We start from the raw sequence: 18,912 nt of genomic DNA, 5'->3' as shown, positions 1-18,912 counted from the left end.
CTCCCCCAGCCTTCCGCCGGGGGACCCCCAGAGCACGCACCTGACGCCGCAGGGCCCGCCCTTCGGGCGGACGACGGGAGTCCGGCGACAGGGCCCAGGGCTCAGCCCAGCGACTGTGCCGCCGTCCGCAGGGCCTCGACCGCCGCGCGGATCGAGGGTCTGCGGTCGGCGTCCGCCCGCCAGACGACGTACACATGACGGCGCACGCGCTGGCTCAGTGGGATCAGGACCACGCCCTCGGGCACCGGGTGCCGGCCCAGCAGGGGTGCGATGCAGATGCCCAATCCGGAGGCGACCAGGCCGAGTTGGGTGTGGGTCTCGCCGGCACGGTGGCCGACGATCGGCTCGATGCCCTTGGACCGCAGCGTGAACATGAGCCACTCGTGGCAGAACTCACCCTCGCCCCAGGTGATCCACTCGTCCTCGGCGAACTCGGTGAGGTCCACCTCGTCCCGATCGGCCAGCCGGTGCCCCAGGGGCAGGGCGACATCGGCCGGGTCGTCCAGCAGGGGCGCCTTGACCAGGCCGTCGGGCACCGGCATCGGCTTGTTGTACCAGTCCAGGACCACCGCGAGATCGAGGTCTCCGCGCACGACCCCGGCGATGCCCTGCTCCGGCTCCAGCTCACTGGAGCGCACGCGCAGCCCCGGGTGCCGGCCCCGCAGCGTGCCGAGCGCGGCCGGGAAGAGCCCGCGGGCGGCGGTCGGGAACGCGGACAGCCGCAGCTCGCCGACGACCTGCCCTCGATGCGCCTCCAGATCGGACTCGGCGAGCTCGACCTGGGAGAGGATCCGCGCCGCGTGGTCCGACAGCAGCCGGCCGGCGTCCGTGAGCCGCACGCCCCTGCCGTTCTTGGCGAGGAGCTGCTGGCCGATCTCCCGCTCCAGCTTGCCCAGCTGCTGGGAGACGGCGGACGTGGTGACGTGCAGCGCGTCGGCCGCCGCGCTGACCGAGCCGTGCCGGGCGAGGGCGTCCAGGGTGCGCAGGCGTTCGAGGTTCAACATGTAAGCGATTCTACGAGGTACTGCGTGAGAAATCTCGATTGTGCTACGAGGTTGCCTCCAGCATCGTGGAGACCATGAGCACGGTCACCACATCCCGTACGCAGTCCCCCGCACCTGCCCGGCCCCGCCCCCGCCTCGACTGGCGCCTCCGCTTCGGCGCGCTGTCCCTGATCTGGGGCTTCAGCTTCCTGCTGATCAAGGTGGGGACGGAGGGCTACGCGCCGTTCCAGGTCACCCTCGGGCGCCTGGTGTTCGGTACGGCGGTGCTGGGAGCGGCGATGGCGGTCAAGCGGGAGCGGCTGCCGCGCGGGGCTCGCCTCTGGGGCCACATGGCGGTCGCGGCCTTCTTCCTGAACGCCCTCCCCTTCTCCCTCTTCGCCTACTCCGAGCTGACGATCCCGTCCACGCTGGCCGGCATCTGCAACGCCACCTCGCCCCTGTGGGGCATGGCCCTGTCCCTGGTCGCCCTCTCCGAGGACCGGCCGACCCGGGTCCGCGTGGCCGGCCTCGGCCTGGGTTTCCTCGGGGTGCTGACCGTGCTGGGCGCATGGCAGGGCTTCCACGGCCTGGACGCCACGGGGACGGCGATGGCGCTGCTGGCGTCGCTGAGCTATCCGATCGGCTGGATCTACGTCCGCCGGACGCTGGCGGGGACGGGCAACTCCCACCTGTCGATGACGGGCGCGCAGCTCCTGCTGGCGACCCTTCAACTGGCCGTGGTCACACCGCTGTTCGCCGGTTTCCCCACGCATGTCTCGCTCGTCCCGCTGCTGGCGATCGCCGCGCTGGGGGCGCTGGGGACGGGGCTGGCGGTGCTGATCCAGTACGGGTTGGTCGCCGAGGTCGGGCCCACCACCGCGCAGATGGTCACCTACTTCATTCCGGTCATCGCCACCGCCGCGGGGGTGGCGATCCTCGGGGAGTCGCTGCGCTGGACCACGCCGGTGGGGGCGGTTGTCGTGCTGGCCGGAGCCGCGCTGACACAGCTGCGGCCGAAGGCCTAGCCGTAGACGCGGCCGGGAGACGGCCGTACCGCCGCTGCCACCGCCTCGGCCAAGGGCGCGATGTCCTCCTCGGTGAGCGCCGACACCGTGATCCGGATCGCCGGCGGACTGCTCAGGCGGAAGCGGGCTCCGGGGGCGACCGCCCAGCCCTGCTGGAGGAGGCGGGCCACCGCGCCCGTCTCGTCGGGGACCGGGATCCAGACGTTCATGCCGCTGCGGCCGTGACCGACGACGCCCCGGTCCGCCAGGGCGTCGAGCAGCGCGTCCCTGCGTGAGCCGTACGAGTCCGCCACCGCCACCCGGTCCACCGCGCCCTCCTGCCAGAGCCTGGCCACGGCCCGTTGCAGCAGCAGGCTCACCCAGCCGGGGCCCAGGCGCAGGCGGCCGCGTACCCGGTCGACGGTGAGCGGGTCGCCGGTGAGGACGGCCACGCGCAGGTCGGGGCCGTAGGCCTTGGCGGCGGAGCGGACGACGGCCCAGTGGTGGGTGACGCCCGCGAGGGAGTGCAGGGGGAGGTCGACGATGCCGTGGCCGTGGTCGTCCTCGATCAGCAGGGTCTCCGGGTGGTCGCGCAGGACCGCGCGCAGGGCACGCGCGCGCGTGGCGGTCACCGAGGCGCCGGTCGGGTTCTGGGCGCGGTCGGTGACGATCAGGGCGCGGGCCCCGGAATCGAGGGCCTGGCGCAGCGCTTCGGGGCGTGGGCCGTCGTCGTCCATGCCGACCGGGAGGGTGCGCAGCCCCAGCGCGGGGATCAGGTCCAGGACGCTGCCCCAGCCGGGGTCCTCGACGGCGACCGCGTCGCCCGCTCTGAGGTGGGCGGACAGGACGCGTTCGATGGCGTCGAGGGAGCCCGAGGTCACAGTCAGCGGACCCTCGGGGACGCCGTCGGCGTCGAGTTCGGCGCGGGCGAGGCGGGCGAGGTCCGTGTCGACGGGGTCGTCGCCGTAGCGGACGGGCCGCCGGTCGCCCTCCTTCGCCGCCGCCGCGAGGGCCGGGGCGAGCCGGGGCAGCAGGGCCGGGTCCGGATTGCCGGAGGCCAGGTCACGGCCCCCCACGGGGATCTCCACGCGCAGTTCCTCGCGGCCCGTGGTGGCCGGCTTGGCGCGGACGCGACTGCCCCGGCGGCCCGCCGTCTCGATCACCCCGCGCTCGCGCAGCGTGCGATAGGCGGCCGCGACGGTATTGGGATTCACGCCCAGTCGCACCGCCAACTCCCGCATGGGCGGCAGGGGTTGGCCCGGCACCAGCCCACCGGCACCGACCGCGCGCTCGACACTGGCCGCGATCTCGGCTGCGCCGCGCCCTTCGATCCGATACTCTCCTAGCACAAACCGCATTATGCACTAGTGCAATCACCGGTGCAAAACCGCTCGCCATGGAGGAACCGTCATGCAGGGGACGACCGAGGAAGCCCGGGCCGCCGCCTACACCCCGACCGGCCGCACCGTGCCCACACGCTCCGCGGACCGGGCGTCGTACGACAAGGAGCTGGTGCACGCGATACTCGACGAGGGGTACGTCTGCCACCTCGGCTTCGTCCGGGACGGCGCCCCGGTGGTGCTGCCGACGCTGTACGGCCGGGTCGGCGAGCGGCTCTACGTCCACGGGTCCACCGGTTCCCGCCCGCTGCGGATGACCGGCGATGCCGACCCGGGGCTGCCGGTGTGCCTGACGGTCACCCACGTGGACGGGCTGGTGCTGGCCCGCTCCGCCTTCCACCACTCGATCAACTACCGCTCCGTGGTGGTCCACGGCGTCGCGCACCAGGTCACCGACCCCGAGGAGCGGCGGCTGGCCCTGGACGCGCTGGTGGACCACGTGGTGCCGGGCCGCGCCGCCGACTCCCGCCCCGGGAACAAGAAGGAGCTGGCCGCCACCGCGGTGATCCGGCTGGACCTGGACCAGGTCTCGGCCAAGGTCCGCACGGGCGGCGCCAACGACGAGCCCGAGGACCTCGCCCTCCCGCACTGGGCCGGGGTCGTCCCGCTCCGCAAGGGGTTCGAGGCGCCGGTGCCCAACGCCGACCTGGCGGCCGGCGTCGAGCTGCCCGACTACCTCAAGGCGCTGTAGGCCGGCGCGGTCACACCGGTACCGGCCCCCGCCGGCCGGCCCCGCGGGCCTCGCTCACGGCCAGGCTCGCGACCGCCGCCATCATGAGCAGGGTGCCGGCCGCGGTGCTCGCCGTGAGCCGCTCGCCGAGCAGGACGACGGCCAGCACGGCCGCGGTCACCGGCTCCAGCAGCATGATCACGGAGACCGTGGCGGACCGTACGACGGCCGCTCCCGCGAAGTACAGGGCGTACGCGAGAGCCGTGGGCACGGCGGCGATGTAGCAGACGAGCCACAGCAGCCGGGCCGGGTGGGCGGTGTGCGGCAGGAGCCCCTCGTGCAGGGCGAACGGCAGCAGGCACAGGCCGGTCACCGCGAAGGCCCGGACCGTGGTGTCGGAGGCGTCGGCGCCGCCCTCCCTCCCCCACCAGCGGGTCAGCAGGGTCATGGCGCCGTAGCCCGCGGCCGACAGCAGCGCCAGCAGCACACCGGCGGGCCGGACGGTCGCGGTCGAGCCGCCGAAGGTCAGCACGGCGAGCCCGGCGAGCGCCCCGGCGACCGCCAGCACACCGCCGGCGCCGAGCCGCTCCCCGAGCAGGAACCGGGCGCCGAGGGCGATGAGCACCGGGCCCGCGCCGAGGGTGACGACGGTGGCCACGGCGAGCCCGGTCGACTGCACGGCCGCGAAGTAGGCGGTCTGGAACACCGCCAGGCCGAGGCCCGTGGCGAGGGCCCGTGCCACCCTGCGGGGCAGGGATTCGGTCGCGGCGGGGCGGGTCTTCGGGCGCAGTCCGCGGCCGGCCAGCAGCAGCAGGAGCCCCAGTGCGCAGCGCCAGAAGGACAGGCTGAGCGCGCCCATGTCGCTGGTCCGGTAGACCAGGGAGGCGGCGGCGCCGGCGGTGCCCCAGGCGGCACCGGTGACGATCAGATAGAGCAGGCCACGCCCGACGGGCAGGCCGGAAACAGCGTTCGCGTTCGCAGACAAGAGGGTTTCTCCGCAGAAACGCACCACAGGGTGCGGAAGTTCGAGGGCGACCCGCTTCAGCGGGGCGCGCGGACTTCATCTGCGGGCAGCACCGTCCGGCCCGGCGCCAGCAGCGCCGGGCGGGTGTCCCGGAGGCCCGCCTCAGGCGGCCGGGGGCGGAAGAACGAGCGTGGACGGCATGACCGGCACCTTAGGCGGACGTGCGATGCTCGGACAACTCCCGTCCCGGGGCACCGGCGGCCACCGGCTCCACCGAACCCCTGGCCGGGGTGGAGGACTGGGCGGTGAACGCGCCGACGAGGACGACCGCGCCGCCGACGATCTGCGGTGCCGAGAGGTGCTCGCCGAGCAGCACCCAGGCCAGCACGGTCGCGATGACCGCCTCCAGGCAGGCGACGACCCCGGCGACCTGCGGCGACAGCCGCCGTACCGAGAGCACGCCGGTGACGTACGCGACGACCGTGGCGATCAGCACGATCCAGGCCAGCAGGGCGACGGCGGGTACGGCGGTGCCGTTGAGGTCGGCCGAACCGGTCAGCACCGACCAGCGCATGCTCCAGGGGCGGGCCACCACGGTCAGCACGACGGCGCCGACGAGCAGGCCGTACGCGATGACGCCAAGCGGGTCCGGAGCCTCCTCGCCCGCGTCGCCGCCGTGATCGGCGAGGACGAAGTAGCCGACCTGGCAGCAGGCGGCGCCGAGCGCGAACAGCAGGCCGAGCGCGTCGAAGCTCAGACCCGACCAGACCTCCACCACACAGGCGAGGCCGCCGGCCGCGAGGACCACGCCGAGCGCGGCGGCACGGGTCACGGGCCGCCGCTGCACGAACCGCACCCAGCCCAGCACCAGGGCCGGGGCCAGGTACTCGACGAGCAGCGCCACGCCCACCGGGATGCGGGAGAGCGCGGCGAAGTAGCAGGCCTGGACACCGGCGACGGCGAGCAGCCCGAACCCGGCGAGCAGCGCGGGACGGCGGCGCAGCAGGGTCCGGTGGCGTACGGCGAGCGGCAGCATGACCAGGGCGGCGCCGGTCACCCTCAGCCACACCACGTGGAGCGGGTCGAGCCCCGCCTCGATCAGCGGTTTCGCGGCCACCCCGGACCCGCCGAAGGCGAGCGCCGACGCGAGCGCGAGACCGAGCCCGGCACCTTTGCCGGGGCTGCCCTGACTGCTCTCAGACATCTGCACCGGCACATGATGACAGGCGACGACAGGAGCGTCACGGCCCTAGACACCTGTCTCAGGGGATGGACACGGACGTACGTCAGCGGTTCCCGGGCGTCAGCAGCCCGCGCCGCCCTCACCCGCGTACTCCTCGGTGCCGCTCCCGGTCCGGCCGCCCAGGTCGTGGGCGGGGATGCCGGCGCGCTCGAGGACCTCGACCGCGCGGTTGCCGGGGTCCGCGGTGAGGGCGGCGAGCAGGTCGGTGCCGGCGGGGCGGGGCGCGCCACGGTGCCGGGCGCGCGCGTGGGCGCCGGCCATCGCGGCGGCCGCGGCGGGTGACCAGGCAGGGGTGTCCCGGGCGTCCCGTGCACCGGAACCGGCCCGGGCGGCTACGACGGCGATCGCGCCGGAGTCCTCCACGCTGCCCTGCCAGCGCAGCCCGTAGCCGATGCTGCGCTGCACGAGATAGCCGAACAGCCGGGCGAGCCGCCGCGCGTCACCGACGGCGGCGCGGACCTCGGGATCGTGCTCCAGGAGGGAGTGCAGCAGATGGGCGGTGTCCATCTGCCGGTCCCCGTCCCGGACGGCCCTCCGGCGGGCACCGCCGACCACCGCTGCCAGCTCGGCGCCGAGCACGGCATCGTCGTCCATGTGCGGAACCGCCTCGTCATGGGAGGTCCCGCGGGTAGTACGGGGTTGCACAGCCCTTACCCCATCAGCCACGACGACTCGCGTCATCCGCGAGCGGAACCATTTCCGCGTCCCACACAGAGTGGACAGCGCCGTCCGGAATCTCATCCTTACGGAGGAGATTCGGCCGACCTGGCGGATATCCAGCCGGTCCGACCCGGGGGCGCGCGCCGCCTTGCCGTGCGCCCAGCTCGCCGCGCGTGGGCCGAGCATCGCCCCGAGACCCTGGAATTCTGACGGTTCATCAGTATTGAATGTTCGCGTCCCTGCGGCTACGTTCCGCGACACCGTAGCCCGATACGCCCGACACGGAGGGGTGGTCGCATGGCCGAAGTCAGCGCCGAGGCACGCATCCAGGCACCGGCCGAGAAGGTATGGGCGCAACTCACCGACTGGTCGGCGTACGGAGAGTGGAACGCGACCCACACCAGCTTCCCCAAGGGCGGCCCGGAGACCCTGGCGGTGGGCGGGACCTTCCAGGAGAACATGAAGCTGATGGGCTTTCCGGCGGAGGTCGAGTGGACCATCGAGGAGCTGGAGCCGGCCCGGGCGTTCGCCATTCGCGGCAAGGGGCCCATGGCCGTGAGTGTCGCCACCCGCTACACGCTCACCCCGGAGGGCGAGGCCACACTGGTCCGCATCGACGGCGAGTTCACGGGCGCCGCCGTCTCCCTCATGGCGGGCAAGCTCAAGGACTCGGCGACGGCCGCGCTGAGTGAGTCCCTGCGCAAGCTGGCCGGGCTGGTGGCCTGACGGACGGACACACGAAGGTGCCCCGTGGACGATCCACGGGGCACCTTCCTCACGTTCCGCACGTTTCGCACGGCGGGGAGGCCGCCGGCCCTCGTCAGTGCTCGTCGGCGAGGATCAGATACAGCTTCTTGCGGGCTTCGTTGATGACGGCCAGCGCCTTCTCGCGCTGCTCCTTGCTGCCGGTCTTCCAGACCTGGCTGAAGGCCTCCATGAGTCCGAAGCCGGCCTGCCGGATCTCACTGAGCGCCTCCCAGTCGACCCCGCGCGAGGCCTCCTCCCAGGGGGCATCCGGACCCTCGTCGGCGGCCGTACGCCCGTCCTCGGTGAGCGCGAACAGCTTCTTGCCGCCCTCGCTCTCGCTGGCGATCAGGCCCTCGTCCTCCAGCAACTGGAGCGTGGGGTAGACCGAGCCGGGGCTCGGCTTCCACGCGCCGCCGCTGCGCTCGGCGATCTCCTGGATCATCTCGTAGCCGTGCATCGGCCGGTCCTTCAGCAGGGCCAGGATCGAGGCCCGTACGTCACCGCGCCGGGCCCGTCCCCTTGGGCCGCCGCGTCCTCGCCCCCAGGGGCCGGGTCCGAAACCGGGCCCGCCGGGGCCGAAGCCCGGACCGCCCGGCCCGAAGGGCCCGAAGGCGGCCCGGCGGCCCTCGAAGCCGCCCATGCCCTGCCGGCCGAAGCCCTCGTGCCGATGTCCGTGCCCGTGCTCGTATCCGTGGCTGCGCATCGCGCATCACTCCATTCCATCGATGATCTGTCACGTCTGCATCGCGTATCGTTCGCGATGCCTCAACGATATATCGGTACCGATCGCATGACAACCCCTTCCCGAGGGCGGGGTCACCGTGGCCGGCCCCCACCTGCTGTCAGCTGCGTGCCGCCGACGGGCGGGAAACGTGCCAGGGCTCGTGAATTGGCCTTGGGCCGGGGCCCGAAGCGGCCGCTAGCGTCGGCGCCATGCGCATTCGAATCGTTGACGCCTTCACCGACCGCCCCTTCGCCGGCAACCCGGCCGGAGTCCTGCTCCTGGACGACGTCTTCCCGGACGACGACTGGCTCCAGAACGTCGCCATGGAGGTCAACCACGCCGAGACGGCCTTCGCGCACCGGCTGCCGGAGGGCGGCGAGGCGGACTGGGCGCTGCGCTGGTTCACGCCCGTCACCGAGGTCGCGATGTGCGGGCACGCCACGCTCGCCACGGCCCACGTCCTGCACACCACCGGCGCCCACGAGGGCCCGGTGCGGTTCGCCACCCGCAGCGGCGTACTCATCGCCACGCCCGCCGGGGACGGCTCGATCACCCTCGACTTCCCGACCGCCCCGCTCACCCGGGTCGAGGTCCCGGCCGGGGTCGCCGAGGCACTCGGTGCCGAGCCGGTCGCCGCCTTCGACACCGGCGTGAACGTCGGCGACCTGCTGGTGGAGCTGGCCGACGAGAAGACGGTGCTGGGGCTCACCCCGGACCACAAGGCCCTGGCCGCGCACTCCTCGCGGGGCATCATCGCCACCGCCCATGCCGAGGACCCCGCCCGGGGCCACGACTTCGTCTCCCGCTGCTTCTTCCCGAACCTCGGCATCGACGAGGACCCGGTGACCGGCTCCGCCCACACCGCGCTCGCCCCGCACTGGTCCGCCCGGCTCGGCCGCGACGACCTCACCGGCCTCCAGGCCTCCCGCCGCAGCGGCCTCGTCCGCACCGGACTGCGCGGCGAGCGCACCCTGCTCACCGGCCGCGCGGTCACGGTCATCGAGGGCGAGCTGCGCGCCTGACGCCGCGTTCAGCCCGTCGGCAGCCAGCCCACCTTGCCCGCGAGGAGGGCGTAGCCGACGAACGCGCCGATGTCGAGCAGGGAGTGCGCGACGACCAGCGGACCGACCCGCCCCCAGCGGCGGTACAAGTACACGAACACCACGCCCATGACCATGTTGCCGATGAAGCCGCCGACGCCCTGGTAGAGGTGGTACGAGCCGCGCAGGACCGCGCTGGCCACCAGCGCGGTCCCCGGGGTCCAGCCCAACTGGCCGAGCCGGCGCAGCAGATAGCCGACGACGATGACCTCTTCGAGGATCGCGTTCTGCAGCGCGGACAGGATCAGCACCGGGTACTTCCACCACACGCTCGGCAGCGCCTCGGGAACGACCGTGAGGTTGAAGCCGAGGCCGCGGGCCGCCAGGTAGAAGGCGATGCCGGTGCTGCCGATCACCGCCGCGATGCCGGCGCCCCGGGCCAGGTCGGGCCACGGCCTGGTGCGGTCGAAGCCCAGCGTGCGCAGGCTGCCGCCCTCGCGCAGCAGCAGATGGGCGACGAGGGCCACGGGGACCAGGGCGGCGGCGATGCCGAAGAGCTGCCAGGCGAGGTCGAGCCAGGGGCGGCCGGGCGCGGCCGAGGCGTTCATGGTGGCCGCCTGGTCCTTGAGGCCGCCGGGCTTGGTCACCGAGCCGACGAAGCTGATCAGCGCGGAGACCCCGCTCGCGCCCAGCGACAGCCCGAGGACGAGCAGCGTCTCGTCCCGCAGGATCCGCCGCCGGTCGCCTTCACGCACCCCGGGATCGGCCACCGAGTCAGCCTCCACCTGCACCCCTGCCTCCTGCCGGCTCATGAGCCCGTCGGCCCACCGTTCGCCTCGCAAGGATCGCAGAAGGAGATGAGAGACCAGTACCTCTCCCCTGACCGCTCAGCCCACGCACCGCCCCCACCCGGCCCTCACCCCAAGGGCACCGGCTCCGGCAACCCCACCGGCCACATGTGCACCGGCTCCCCCGCGTGCATCAGCTCGGCATAGCGCCGCGTCGTCGCGGCCAGCGCGCCTTCCCGGGTCAGGCCCTGCTCCAGCGCCCGATGAAACGTGGCCGCCTGCCAGGACGCCCCGTTGACCCGGCGCCGGCAGCGTTCCTCGATGACGCCCAGGTAGAAGTCCCGGTCGGCGGGCTCCACGCCCCACGCGTCCAGCCCGGCCGACGCGAGCGGCAGCAGTTCGTCGCGGACCAGGGTGACCGCGTCGACCTCGCCCGTGCTGCCGTAGCGCCCGCGCCGGGGCCACACGAAGCGCGCGTCGATGCCGTCCCGGCACGCGGCGTCGAAGTTGGCCTCGGCGGCGGCGAAGGGCAGCCGGGTCCACACCGGCCGGCTCTCCTCGGCCAGGGCACGCACCAGGCCGTAGTAGAAGGCCGCGTTGGCGATCACGTCGGTGACGGTCGGGCCGGCCGGCAGCACCCGGTTCTCCACCCTCAGGTGCGGTACGCCGTCCGCGATGCCGTAGACCGGGCGGTTCCAGCGGTAGATCGTGCCGTTGTGCAGGACCAGTTCCGCGAGCCTCGGCGTGCCCCCGGCGTCGAGCACCTCCAGCGGCTCCTCGTCGTCGCAGATCGGCAGCACGGCCGGGAAGAAGCGCAGGTTCTCGGCGAACAGCTCGTACGCGGAGGTGATCCACCGCTCGCCGAACCAGGTGCGCGGCCGTACGCCCTGCGCCTGGAGCTCGGGCGGACGGGTGTCGGTGGACTGCAGGAACAGCGGGGGCCGGGACTCACGCCACAGCTCGCGCCCGAACAGGAACGGCGAGTTGGCACCGACGGCGATCTGCGGGGCGCACACCACCTGCGCCGCGTTCCACACGTCGGCGAACCGGGCCGGGGTGACCTGCAGGTGCAACTGTACGGAGGTGCAGGCGGCCTCGGGGACGATCGACTTCGCCGTATGGACGAGGTGTTCCACGCCCTGGATGTCGAGCCGGAAGTCCTCACCGCGCGCGGCCACGATCTGGTCGTTGAGCATCGCGTACCGGTCGACCTCGGAGAGGTTGGCGGAGACCAGGTCGTCCGGGCCGAGCGTGGGCAGGATGCCGATCATGACGATGCCGGCGTCCACCTCACGGGCCTTGCGGTCGGCGTACGCGAACGAGGTGCGCAGTTCCTCGGCGAGCCGGTCGAATACCCGGCCGCCCAATCGGTGTGGGGCTATGTTGACTTCCAGGTTGAACATGGCGAGTTCTGTTTGGAAATCGCGGCTCGCGATGCGCTCGAGCACCTCACCGTTCAGCATTTTCGGCATGCCGTCGGAACCAGCGAGATTCAATTCGATCTCGACGCCCATGAGGTTCTTGGGGCGGTCGAATCGCTTCTCACTCAACAGCCGCTCCAGTCCCGTCAAGCACTTCTGGAGCTTTTCGCGGTAGCGCTGACGATCGGACAGGTCGAACTGCCCCGCCACGACCTTCTCCCCCATCGAAGCGTCCCTCCTCGGTGGGCGGACCGACGTTACGGCCGCCGGGCTCCCGGGTGCAGGGGGGATGATGCCCAGCGGAAAGCGATCGATAACTCCTCGCGCGGCCCCGGAGCGCGCTACTCTGTCGGATGGTTCCCAGCGGCATTTTCACGGGGCATGCTTCACCGCGTACCGCCGAGTACCCTGAACATCTCGTGAAAAACGCCGACGACATTCAGCCGACCGCTACCGGCACGTATTCCGAGGTCAGCGACGAGGGACCGCCCGGGGAATCGGGAGAAGCCCCGCAAATCGGCGGCGTATTCCCGCCTTGCGCACCTCACCGGAATGGGATAGACGAAACAACGGCCGAACACGCGTCGTATAAACTTCGCCCACAAGGCAGAAGGTTGACGCCTCGGTCGTGTCCTGCCATGTTCCTGCCGTCACGGTCACGGAAGGCAGACCGAGCCGCACCCACGTTCACCGACCCGGGCCGCCACCCTTCCGGCCTTTTCCGTGAGCAGACACCGCCGTCCGCCCCACCATCCTCGCGCCGCCGCGCCTGTCGAATGAGAGAGGCGACCCACATGCCGCTGCACGTGCCCCCCGCCCCCGCGCCCGCCCTGCGCTCCGTCCTCGCCGCCCTCGGTTCCCCCACCGCGGTCCGCGAGGCCCGTACCCCCTCCCTGCGCGCCGCGCAGGGCCCGGCAACACCCGAACTCCCCCTGCCCGTCCATGTGCTGGACCGGATCACCGCACAGGGCCTGTCCGCGACCCGGCTGGCCGGCTGGCGTTTCCTGATCCACTGCGGCGACAAGGCGGTGGCCGCGGCCGAAACCATGCTCACGCCCGACGGCTGGGCCTTCTCGCACTTCTTCGAGGGCCCCTACGTCCCCTCCACCGAGCGCGCCCTGCACCAGGCCGAGGCGCTGCAACAGCCGTACCAGGCACGGCTGTTGTCCGTCCCCGGGCTGTACATGCTGACGCTGTGGCTGCACGGTGACACCACCGCCGACGGCGCCGAGGGGCATCCGGCCGGCACCGATCTGCTCGTGCCGCTGGCCCCGGCCCCGCCCGGCATCCCGGCGCACCGCCCGTTCCGGGTCGCCGAACTGCTGCCGGTACTGACCCATCGCGCGACCCCGCTGCCGCTGCTCGGTCCGCCCGTGCTCGGCTCGCCCGCCTGAGCGCTCGCATACCCGCCCGCGTACCCCGCTTGCCCGCGAGGGAGGCGGGGTACGACCATGTAAGGGAGGCCTGGCCTGCATGGACTAGCCCCATCCGGCCACTGCGAACCACCCAAAAGGACAGTGCACTTGGACTGAACCGTCCGCGTGGGTGACGCGTCATGAACCTGTGAGAAGCGGTGCCGCGAAATCCCTGCGGAATGACGCCCGGAGGGCAACACTGGGTTCCGACCGACTTATCACCACGGGGGACGGCCATGACCACGACAGAGCGAGAGATTCCACCCATGTGCCAGCACCAGCCACCGTGTCCGACCGCCGAGTCCGCCGACCGGGAGTCCGCCCGTCTCGTGGCGCACCACCCGGAACAGGGCTGGAGTCTGCTGTGCAACGGCGTCCTGCTCTTCGAGGACACCGGTGAGCTGCTGCCCGACGGCCGGATCATCGCCCCGCACCGCCCGCTCGGTGCGGAGCACGTGATGACCGCCGCCTGAGCGGAGCGCGCGCGAACGACCAAGGGGCCGGCCGCACCCCGCGAGGTGCGCACCGGCCCCGATCTGTGTCCAGGGGTGGCCACCGACCGTAGCCGGGCGCTAGCGCAGCGCCTCCCGCAGCGCCTGGTACGCCGGCTTGGGGCTGAGCTGCTCGTCCCACGGCAGGGCCGCGCCCTCGCCCGGGAAGACGGCCGGGATCCAGGAGTACTTGTCCGTGTAGTCCCAGATGGTGAGGCCGACGCACCGGCGCACGGCCAGGCACGCCTCGGTCAGCTGCTGGTACCAGCTCGCCTGCTCGGCCAGCTTCTCGGCGGTCGCGGGCAGCTGCATCCGTATGTCGACCTCGGTGAGCGCGGTGTCCAGGCCGAGGCGGGAGAAGCGGCTCAGGTTGTCCTTGAGGCTGGTGGGATAGCCGTACTGGAGCGCCAGATGGGTCTGGAAGCCGATGCCGTCGAGCGGGACGCCCTGGGCCCTGAGGCTCTTGGCGAGCGCGTAGTAGGCGTCGCTCTTCGGGCCGGTCGCCTCGATGTTGTAGTCGTTGACGTAGAGCCTGGCGTGCGGGTCGGCCTGGTGGGCCCAGCGCAGGGCGTCGGCGATGTAGCCGGGGCCGAGGGTCTTGTACCAGATCGTCTCGCGGTACGTCCCGTCCTCGTTGAAGGCCTCGTTGACGACGTCCCAGGAGTACACCTTGCCCCGGTAGTGCCGTACCTCGGTGGTGATGTGCTTCTTCAGCACGGCCCGAAGGTCGGCGGCCGTCCACTGCTTGGAGGTGAGCCAGTCGGGCAACTGGCTGTGCCAGACCAGGGTGTGGGCGCGGACCTTCTGGTGGTTCCGGCGGGCCAGGTTCACGATCTGGTCGCCGTTGGTCCAGTCGAAGACGCCCTGCTGGGGCTCGGTGGCGTACCACTTCATGCCGTTGCCCGGCGTGATCATGTCGAACTCGCCGCCGAGGATCTTCGTGTAGGCGCTGTCCGTGAGTTCGGGGTTGTCGGTGGCGCTGCCGAAGTACCGGCCGTGTCGCTCGGCGAGGCTCGCGAGGGTGGGCTGCCGGGCATGGGCCGGTGCGGCCTGGGCGGCGGGGCCGGTGGCCAGACCGGCGGTCACGAGGGCGGCCGCGAGGGCGCCGGCGAGTCTCAGACGTACCTGGGGCATGGTGCGGCTCCTGTCTGCTGGATCTCTCGAAGAAGGGGGTGCTCAGCCCTTGGTGGCGCCGGCGGTGAGGCCGCCGACGAGCTGGCGTTCGGCGACGGAGTAGAAGGCGAGGGCGGGGACCATCGCGAGCACGAGGTAAGCGAAGACGCGTGCGGTGTCGGTGGCGTACTGGCCCTGGAACTGCTGCACACCGATCGGGATGGTCCACCAGGTGTTGTCGGTGAACACCAGCAGCGGCAGGAAGAAGTTGTTCCAGCTGGTGACGACGGCCAGGACCGAGACCGTGCCGAGCGCGGGCCGGGCCATCGGCAGCAGCACCCGCCAGAAGAAGCCGAGCGGTCCGCAGCCGTCCAGCGTCGCCGCCTCCTCCAGCTCGCCGGGGATCTGCCGGAAGAAGCCGCGCAGGATGATGATGGTCATCGGCAGCCCGAACGCGGCCTGCGGCAGGATCACGCCCAGCGGGTTGTCCAGCAGACCCATCGAACGCAGCAGCAGGAACAGCGGCAGCGCGGCCACCGCGAACGGGAACATCAGCCCCATCGTGAACAGCGTGAACAGCAGTTCCCGGCCGCGGAAGGCGAAGCGCGCGAAGGAGAACGCGGCGAGCGCGGACACCGCGACGACGATGACCGTCGTACCGACCGCGATCAGCGTGCTGTTGCCGACCAGCCGCCAGAAGGAACCCGACTTCAGGATGTCCCCGTAGTTGGAGACGACCCACGGGTGCGGCAGGCCGACCGGGTTGCGGGAGAGCTGGTCGGTGGACTTGAAGCCGGACAGCAGCGCGTACAGCAGCGGTACGGCCATCACCGCGCCGACGGCGATCAGCACCACGTGCAGCGGCAGGTTCCGGCCCCTGCGCCGGACGCTGCGGTGTGTCTCCTGGCTCATGCGCCGGCTCCCCTCATGTTCGTGGTGGCCCCTTCCAGGTCGCGGCGCAGGACGAACCGCTGGTAGGCGAGGGCGAAGACGAGGCTGATGGCGAACATGACCACGCTGATCGCGCTGGCGTAGCCGACCTGGTAGCGCTTGAACCCGTACTGGAACATGGTCACGGCCATCGTCTCGGAGTGGTGGTCGGGACCGCCCGCGGTGACCACCCACACCAGGTCGAACAGCTGGATCGACCCGATCACGGACAGGAAGACGCTGATCCGCAGGGTGGGCGCGAGCAGCGGCAGGGTGACGTGCCGGAAGCGCTGCCAGGGGTTCGCGCCGTCGACGATCGCCGCCTCGGTCAACTCGGCCGGGATGGCCTGGAGTCCGGCCAGGTAGAGCATCATGTGGAAGCCGAAGTACTTCCACATCATGACGAGGAACAGGGTGGCCATCACGGTGGAGGTGCCGGAGAACCACTCGCCGCCGAGCCCGCCGAGGCCCACGGCCTTGAGGACATGGTCGGCGAGGCCCTGGTCCGGGGCGAAGATCATGCTGAACAGCACGCCGGTGATGGCCTCGGAGAGGACGTACGGCGCGAAGAACAGCATCCGGTACGCCGCCCGGCCGCGCACCTTCTGGTTGAGCAGCACGGCCATGGCGAGCGCGAACGGCAGTTGCAGCGCCAGCGACAGCACGACGAGCAGCAGCATGCGCCACAGGTCGCCGAGGAACACGGGATCCTGGAACAGCCGGCTGAAGTTGTCGGTGCCGGTGTAGTCGGACGGCATCCCGAAGCCGCCCCAGCGGAAGAACGACGCGTACAGCGCGAACAGGATCGGCAGCAGCACCAGCAGGCCGAACAGGGCCAGGGCGGGCACCTGGAGGCCGACGGCGGTGAGCCAGTGCAGGGCGCGCCGGCGGGCACGCTCCCGGCCGGCGTTCGTCACCGGGACCGCCGGCACGGCACCGGGTCCGTTGCGTTCGCCCTGCTGATCCGAGAGGAAGGTCGAGGTCATCGCGCGCCCTACTGCTCCTGCTTCGCGGTGCTGGTGATCGCCGACGTGACCTGCTGCGGGGACTTGGAGCCGGCGATCAGTCCGGCCACGCTGTCGTTGACCTGCTGGCCGAGCGCGGGTGCGTAGGCCTGGTCGAGGTAGAGCTGGAAGCCGGTGGAGCCCTTCAACTGGGCTTGTACGGCCTTGATGTTGGGGTCGGTCAGGGCGCTCTCGGCCGCCGGTACGACGGGCAGGGTCTTGGTCTTCTGCACCAGTTCCCGGTCGGTGGTCTCGGAGGCGAAGAACTTCAGGAAGTCCACGGCCGCCTGCGGGGCGCCCTTGCGCAGGGCGTGGCCGCCGCCTCCGCCGAACACCTCGGTGATCTTGCCGGCGCCGCCCTCGACCTCGGGGAACGGGAAGAAGCCGAGGTTCGCGCCGAGCCCCTTGCCCGCGTCCGCCTCCACGACGGGCGCCCACTGGCCCATGAGTTCCATGGCCGCCTTGCCGTTGCCGACGGCCGCGGCCTGCCCGGTCGGAGTGGAGTAGGCGGCCCCCAGGAACCCCTTCTGGAAGGGCTGGAGGTCCACGAGGTCCTTCAGGTGCTGTCCGGCCTGCACGAACCCGGCGTCGCTGAAGTCCTTCTTGTCGTCGGCCTTCTGGAGGGCGTCGACCCCGGCGGTGCGCATCGCGAGGTACGCCCAGTAGTACATGCCGGTCCAGCTCTCCTTGCCGGCCAGCGCGAGCGGGGTGATCCCGGCGGACTTCAGCTTCTTCACGGCGTCCAGGAAGGCGCTCCAGGTGGTCGGGGGCGCGCTGATCCCGGCCTGCTTGAAGAGCGCCTTGTTGTACCAGAAGCCGATCATGCCGATGTCGAACGGGACGCCGTACAGCTTGCTGTCGACGAGGTACGGCTGCTTGGCGACCGACAGCAGGCCGTCGGCCCAGGGCTTGGTGCGGTCGGTGAGGTCCTCGACCAGCCCGGCGTCGACCTGCTGCTTGAGCACACCGCCGCCCCAGGTGTGGAAGATGTCCGGCAGCTTCCCGGAGGCGATGAGCGCGGTCATCTTCGACTTGTAGGCGTCGTTCTCCAGTTGCACGATCTTGATCTTGACCTTGGGGTTCTGGGCCTCGAACTTCCTGGCCAGACCGGCCCAGACGGTCTTGGTGGGTTCGGTGGTCGAGATGTTCCACCACTCGACCGTGGTCGTCCCCGAGGACGACCCTCCGCCCGAGTCGCCGCCGCAGCCGCTGAGTGCGGTCACCCCGAGACCGGCGGCGACGGAGGCCGCCAGAAAGCCGCGGCGGGACAGTGCAGGGTCGCCCATCTTGCGCTCCTTCGAAACTTTCGGAGTTGCCGTGGAGAGGGTCCCGACTGAGAATGCGGGGCCCACCGAAGGGCCGCCGGACCGTTCACCGCATGCCGGGTGGGCCGAAACATTCGAGCAAAATCCCGAACGTTCCGAACCGCGACTCTAGAAAGGGGCGTGAGGAGCGTCAAGGTGTCGTGCACGAGGTCGCGGGCGCGCGGTCGAACCCGTCGAGGGCCGCGGCCCTCGGCCGGTCGAAAAGTTCCTCGGCGGCTTCCCGCCCACCGCACTCGAAAGTTGCGGGCGTGGCGCCGAATCCCAGGGAAGGACACCGCCCGCCCGGCTGGTCGAATCGTCCGCGCGGGAGTGGGATGGAAGGAGACAGCAAGGGCCTTGCAGGCGGACACGCGAGGATCGGTGGAGCGATGTCCGGTTACGACGCCTCGGCGGCGCGGGTGGTGGTCGGTGTGAGCGGCTCCCTGGGCAGTGTCACGGCCCTGCGGCGGGCCACCGCGCTGGCCCGTCGGCTGGGGGCCGAGCTGTGGCCGGTGCTGGCCTGGGAGCCGCCGGGCGGTGATCCCGCCGCGCGCCGCGCTCCCGGCGGCGGTCTGCCGGCCGAGGAGTGGCAGCGGCTGGCCCGGCAACGGCTGGCCGCGGTGCTCGACGAGATCTTCGACGGGAACGGCCCGGGGGTGCGGATGTGCGCCGTCGTCGTCCGCGGCGCCCCGGGTCCCGCGCTGGTGGCGACCGCGGACCGGGAGGACGACGTCCTGGTCGTGGGCGCGGGGCGGCGCGGGCTGCACCGCGCCTTCTCCGGCCGGGTCTCCCGGCACTGCGTGGCCCACGCGGTCTGCCCGGTCCTCGCCGTACCCCCGTCCCCGCTCGAGTCCGAGCTGCTGTCGGTCCACCGGCGGAACGCATGGCATCTGCGCATGGACCTCCGGCGACTGTGAGCGTCACACACCGTGGTCGGGCACCCTGCCGACGGGCTGCCCGTCGGGCGCGGCGCCGAGATCGGGAAACTGCCCCGTGGCCTATGTTCGTTTC

19 protein-coding genes are annotated in these 18,912 nt (G+C 71.8%); 7 read left to right on the top strand and 12 right to left on the bottom strand.

What is annotated here, in order from left to right:
• Nucleotides 1-101 precede the first annotated feature (101 nt).
• Entirely contained in the window at nucleotides 102-1,004 is a 903-nt protein-coding gene (locus ACH47Z_RS31325) for a LysR family transcriptional regulator (RefSeq protein WP_399079656.1), read from the bottom strand.
• A 74-nt stretch (nucleotides 1,005-1,078) separates the two neighbouring features.
• Here ACH47Z_RS31325 and ACH47Z_RS31320 point away from each other — a divergent pair, with 74 nt between their 5' ends.
• Nucleotides 1,079-2,008: a DMT family transporter gene (locus ACH47Z_RS31320; RefSeq protein WP_399079654.1), complete on the top strand. Its 930-nt coding sequence runs from the start codon at nucleotides 1,079-1,081 to the stop codon at nucleotides 2,006-2,008.
• Here ACH47Z_RS31320 and ACH47Z_RS31315 read toward each other — a convergent pair.
• On the bottom strand, nucleotides 2,005-3,336 hold the full coding sequence (locus ACH47Z_RS31315; protein ID WP_399079652.1) for an aminotransferase class I/II-fold pyridoxal phosphate-dependent enzyme: 1,332 nt from the start codon (nucleotides 3,334-3,336) through the stop codon (nucleotides 2,005-2,007). The two genes, ACH47Z_RS31320 and ACH47Z_RS31315, sit on opposite strands and share 4 nt — an antisense overlap.
• A gap of 61 nt (nucleotides 3,337-3,397) precedes the next feature.
• Between ACH47Z_RS31315 and ACH47Z_RS31310 the strand changes: the two genes are divergently transcribed.
• Complete coding sequence (locus ACH47Z_RS31310) at nucleotides 3,398-4,078, top strand: pyridoxamine 5'-phosphate oxidase family protein (protein WP_399079650.1); 681 nt, start codon at nucleotides 3,398-3,400, stop codon at nucleotides 4,076-4,078.
• A 10-nt stretch (nucleotides 4,079-4,088) separates the two neighbouring features.
• Here the strand turns inward: ACH47Z_RS31310 and ACH47Z_RS31305 are convergent, their stop codons facing one another.
• The 3 genes from ACH47Z_RS31305 to ACH47Z_RS31295 form a co-directional block, all read right to left on the bottom strand.
• Complete coding sequence (locus ACH47Z_RS31305) at nucleotides 4,089-5,042, bottom strand: DMT family transporter (protein ID WP_399079648.1); 954 nt, start codon at nucleotides 5,040-5,042, stop codon at nucleotides 4,089-4,091.
• Nucleotides 5,043-5,232: 190 nt separating this feature from the next.
• Complete coding sequence (locus ACH47Z_RS31300; protein ID WP_399079645.1) at nucleotides 5,233-6,225, bottom strand: EamA family transporter; 993 nt, start codon at nucleotides 6,223-6,225, stop codon at nucleotides 5,233-5,235.
• 99 nt (nucleotides 6,226-6,324) lie between these two features.
• Nucleotides 6,325-6,858, bottom strand: a complete 534-nt coding sequence (locus ACH47Z_RS31295) for a Clp protease N-terminal domain-containing protein (protein ID WP_399079643.1) — start codon at nucleotides 6,856-6,858, stop codon at nucleotides 6,325-6,327.
• A gap of 363 nt (nucleotides 6,859-7,221) precedes the next feature.
• Here ACH47Z_RS31295 and ACH47Z_RS31290 point away from each other — a divergent pair, with 363 nt between their 5' ends.
• On the top strand, nucleotides 7,222-7,650 hold the full coding sequence (locus ACH47Z_RS31290) for an SRPBCC family protein (protein WP_399079641.1): 429 nt from the start codon (nucleotides 7,222-7,224) through the stop codon (nucleotides 7,648-7,650).
• Nucleotides 7,651-7,744: 94 nt separating this feature from the next.
• Here ACH47Z_RS31290 and ACH47Z_RS31285 read toward each other — a convergent pair whose 3' ends face one another.
• Nucleotides 7,745-8,374 carry a PadR family transcriptional regulator gene (locus ACH47Z_RS31285; protein WP_399079639.1) on the bottom strand — a complete coding sequence of 210 codons (630 nt, stop codon included), beginning with the start codon at nucleotides 8,372-8,374 and terminating at the stop codon, nucleotides 7,745-7,747.
• Nucleotides 8,375-8,604: 230 nt separating this feature from the next.
• Between ACH47Z_RS31285 and ACH47Z_RS31280 the strand changes: the two genes are divergently transcribed.
• A complete protein-coding gene (locus tag ACH47Z_RS31280; RefSeq protein ID WP_399079636.1) occupies nucleotides 8,605-9,417 on the top strand; it encodes a PhzF family phenazine biosynthesis protein in 813 nt (270 codons plus the stop codon).
• 8 nt (nucleotides 9,418-9,425) lie between these two features.
• Here ACH47Z_RS31280 and ACH47Z_RS31275 read toward each other — a convergent pair whose 3' ends face one another.
• Both ACH47Z_RS31275 and ACH47Z_RS31270 read right to left on the bottom strand, forming a co-directional pair.
• A complete protein-coding gene (locus ACH47Z_RS31275; RefSeq protein WP_399079634.1) occupies nucleotides 9,426-10,226 on the bottom strand; it encodes a CPBP family intramembrane glutamic endopeptidase in 801 nt (266 codons plus the stop codon).
• Nucleotides 10,227-10,351: 125 nt separating this feature from the next.
• A complete protein-coding gene (locus ACH47Z_RS31270) occupies nucleotides 10,352-11,869 on the bottom strand; it encodes a glutamate--cysteine ligase (protein WP_399079632.1) in 1,518 nt (505 codons plus the stop codon).
• Nucleotides 11,870-12,438: 569 nt separating this feature from the next.
• Here ACH47Z_RS31270 and ACH47Z_RS31265 point away from each other — a divergent pair.
• Together ACH47Z_RS31265 and ACH47Z_RS31260 are read left to right on the top strand one after the other, a co-directional pair.
• Nucleotides 12,439-13,038: a hypothetical protein gene (locus ACH47Z_RS31265; RefSeq protein ID WP_399079630.1), complete on the top strand. Its 600-nt coding sequence runs from the start codon at nucleotides 12,439-12,441 to the stop codon at nucleotides 13,036-13,038.
• A gap of 287 nt (nucleotides 13,039-13,325) precedes the next feature.
• Nucleotides 13,326-13,532: a DUF5999 family protein gene (locus ACH47Z_RS31260; protein WP_071377983.1), complete on the top strand. Its 207-nt coding sequence runs from the start codon at nucleotides 13,326-13,328 to the stop codon at nucleotides 13,530-13,532.
• Nucleotides 13,533-13,631: 99 nt separating this feature from the next.
• Here ACH47Z_RS31260 and ACH47Z_RS31255 read toward each other — a convergent pair whose 3' ends face one another.
• From ACH47Z_RS31255 to ACH47Z_RS31240, 4 genes are read right to left on the bottom strand one after another with little or no spacing between them, the layout of a single operon-like run.
• The gene (locus tag ACH47Z_RS31255) at nucleotides 13,632-14,684 is read right to left on the bottom strand and encodes an endo-1,4-beta-xylanase (RefSeq protein ID WP_399079628.1); all 1,053 of its coding nucleotides are present in this window, start codon (nucleotides 14,682-14,684) and stop codon (nucleotides 13,632-13,634) included.
• 42 nt (nucleotides 14,685-14,726) lie between these two features.
• Complete coding sequence (locus ACH47Z_RS31250) at nucleotides 14,727-15,575, bottom strand: carbohydrate ABC transporter permease (protein ID WP_399079626.1); 849 nt, start codon at nucleotides 15,573-15,575, stop codon at nucleotides 14,727-14,729.
• Complete coding sequence (locus tag ACH47Z_RS31245) at nucleotides 15,572-16,579, bottom strand: carbohydrate ABC transporter permease (protein ID WP_399079624.1); 1,008 nt, start codon at nucleotides 16,577-16,579, stop codon at nucleotides 15,572-15,574. Before ACH47Z_RS31245 ends, ACH47Z_RS31250 begins: the two co-directional genes overlap by 4 nt.
• A gap of 8 nt (nucleotides 16,580-16,587) precedes the next feature.
• A complete protein-coding gene (locus ACH47Z_RS31240) occupies nucleotides 16,588-17,883 on the bottom strand; it encodes an extracellular solute-binding protein (RefSeq protein WP_399079622.1) in 1,296 nt (431 codons plus the stop codon).
• Nucleotides 17,884-18,290: 407 nt separating this feature from the next.
• On the opposite strand from ACH47Z_RS31240, the gene ACH47Z_RS31235 reads away from it, so the two are divergent.
• Nucleotides 18,291-18,818: a universal stress protein gene (locus ACH47Z_RS31235; protein WP_399079619.1), complete on the top strand. Its 528-nt coding sequence runs from the start codon at nucleotides 18,291-18,293 to the stop codon at nucleotides 18,816-18,818.
• Nucleotides 18,819-18,912 lie beyond the last annotated feature (94 nt).

The sequence above is a fragment of the Streptomyces sp. NPDC020192 genome, from assembly GCF_044388685.1.
Classification (GTDB): Bacteria; Actinomycetota; Actinomycetes; order Streptomycetales; family Streptomycetaceae; genus Streptomyces.
Note: the sequence above shows the minus strand (reverse complement) of the source record. Positions and strands in the feature narration are given on the sequence as shown.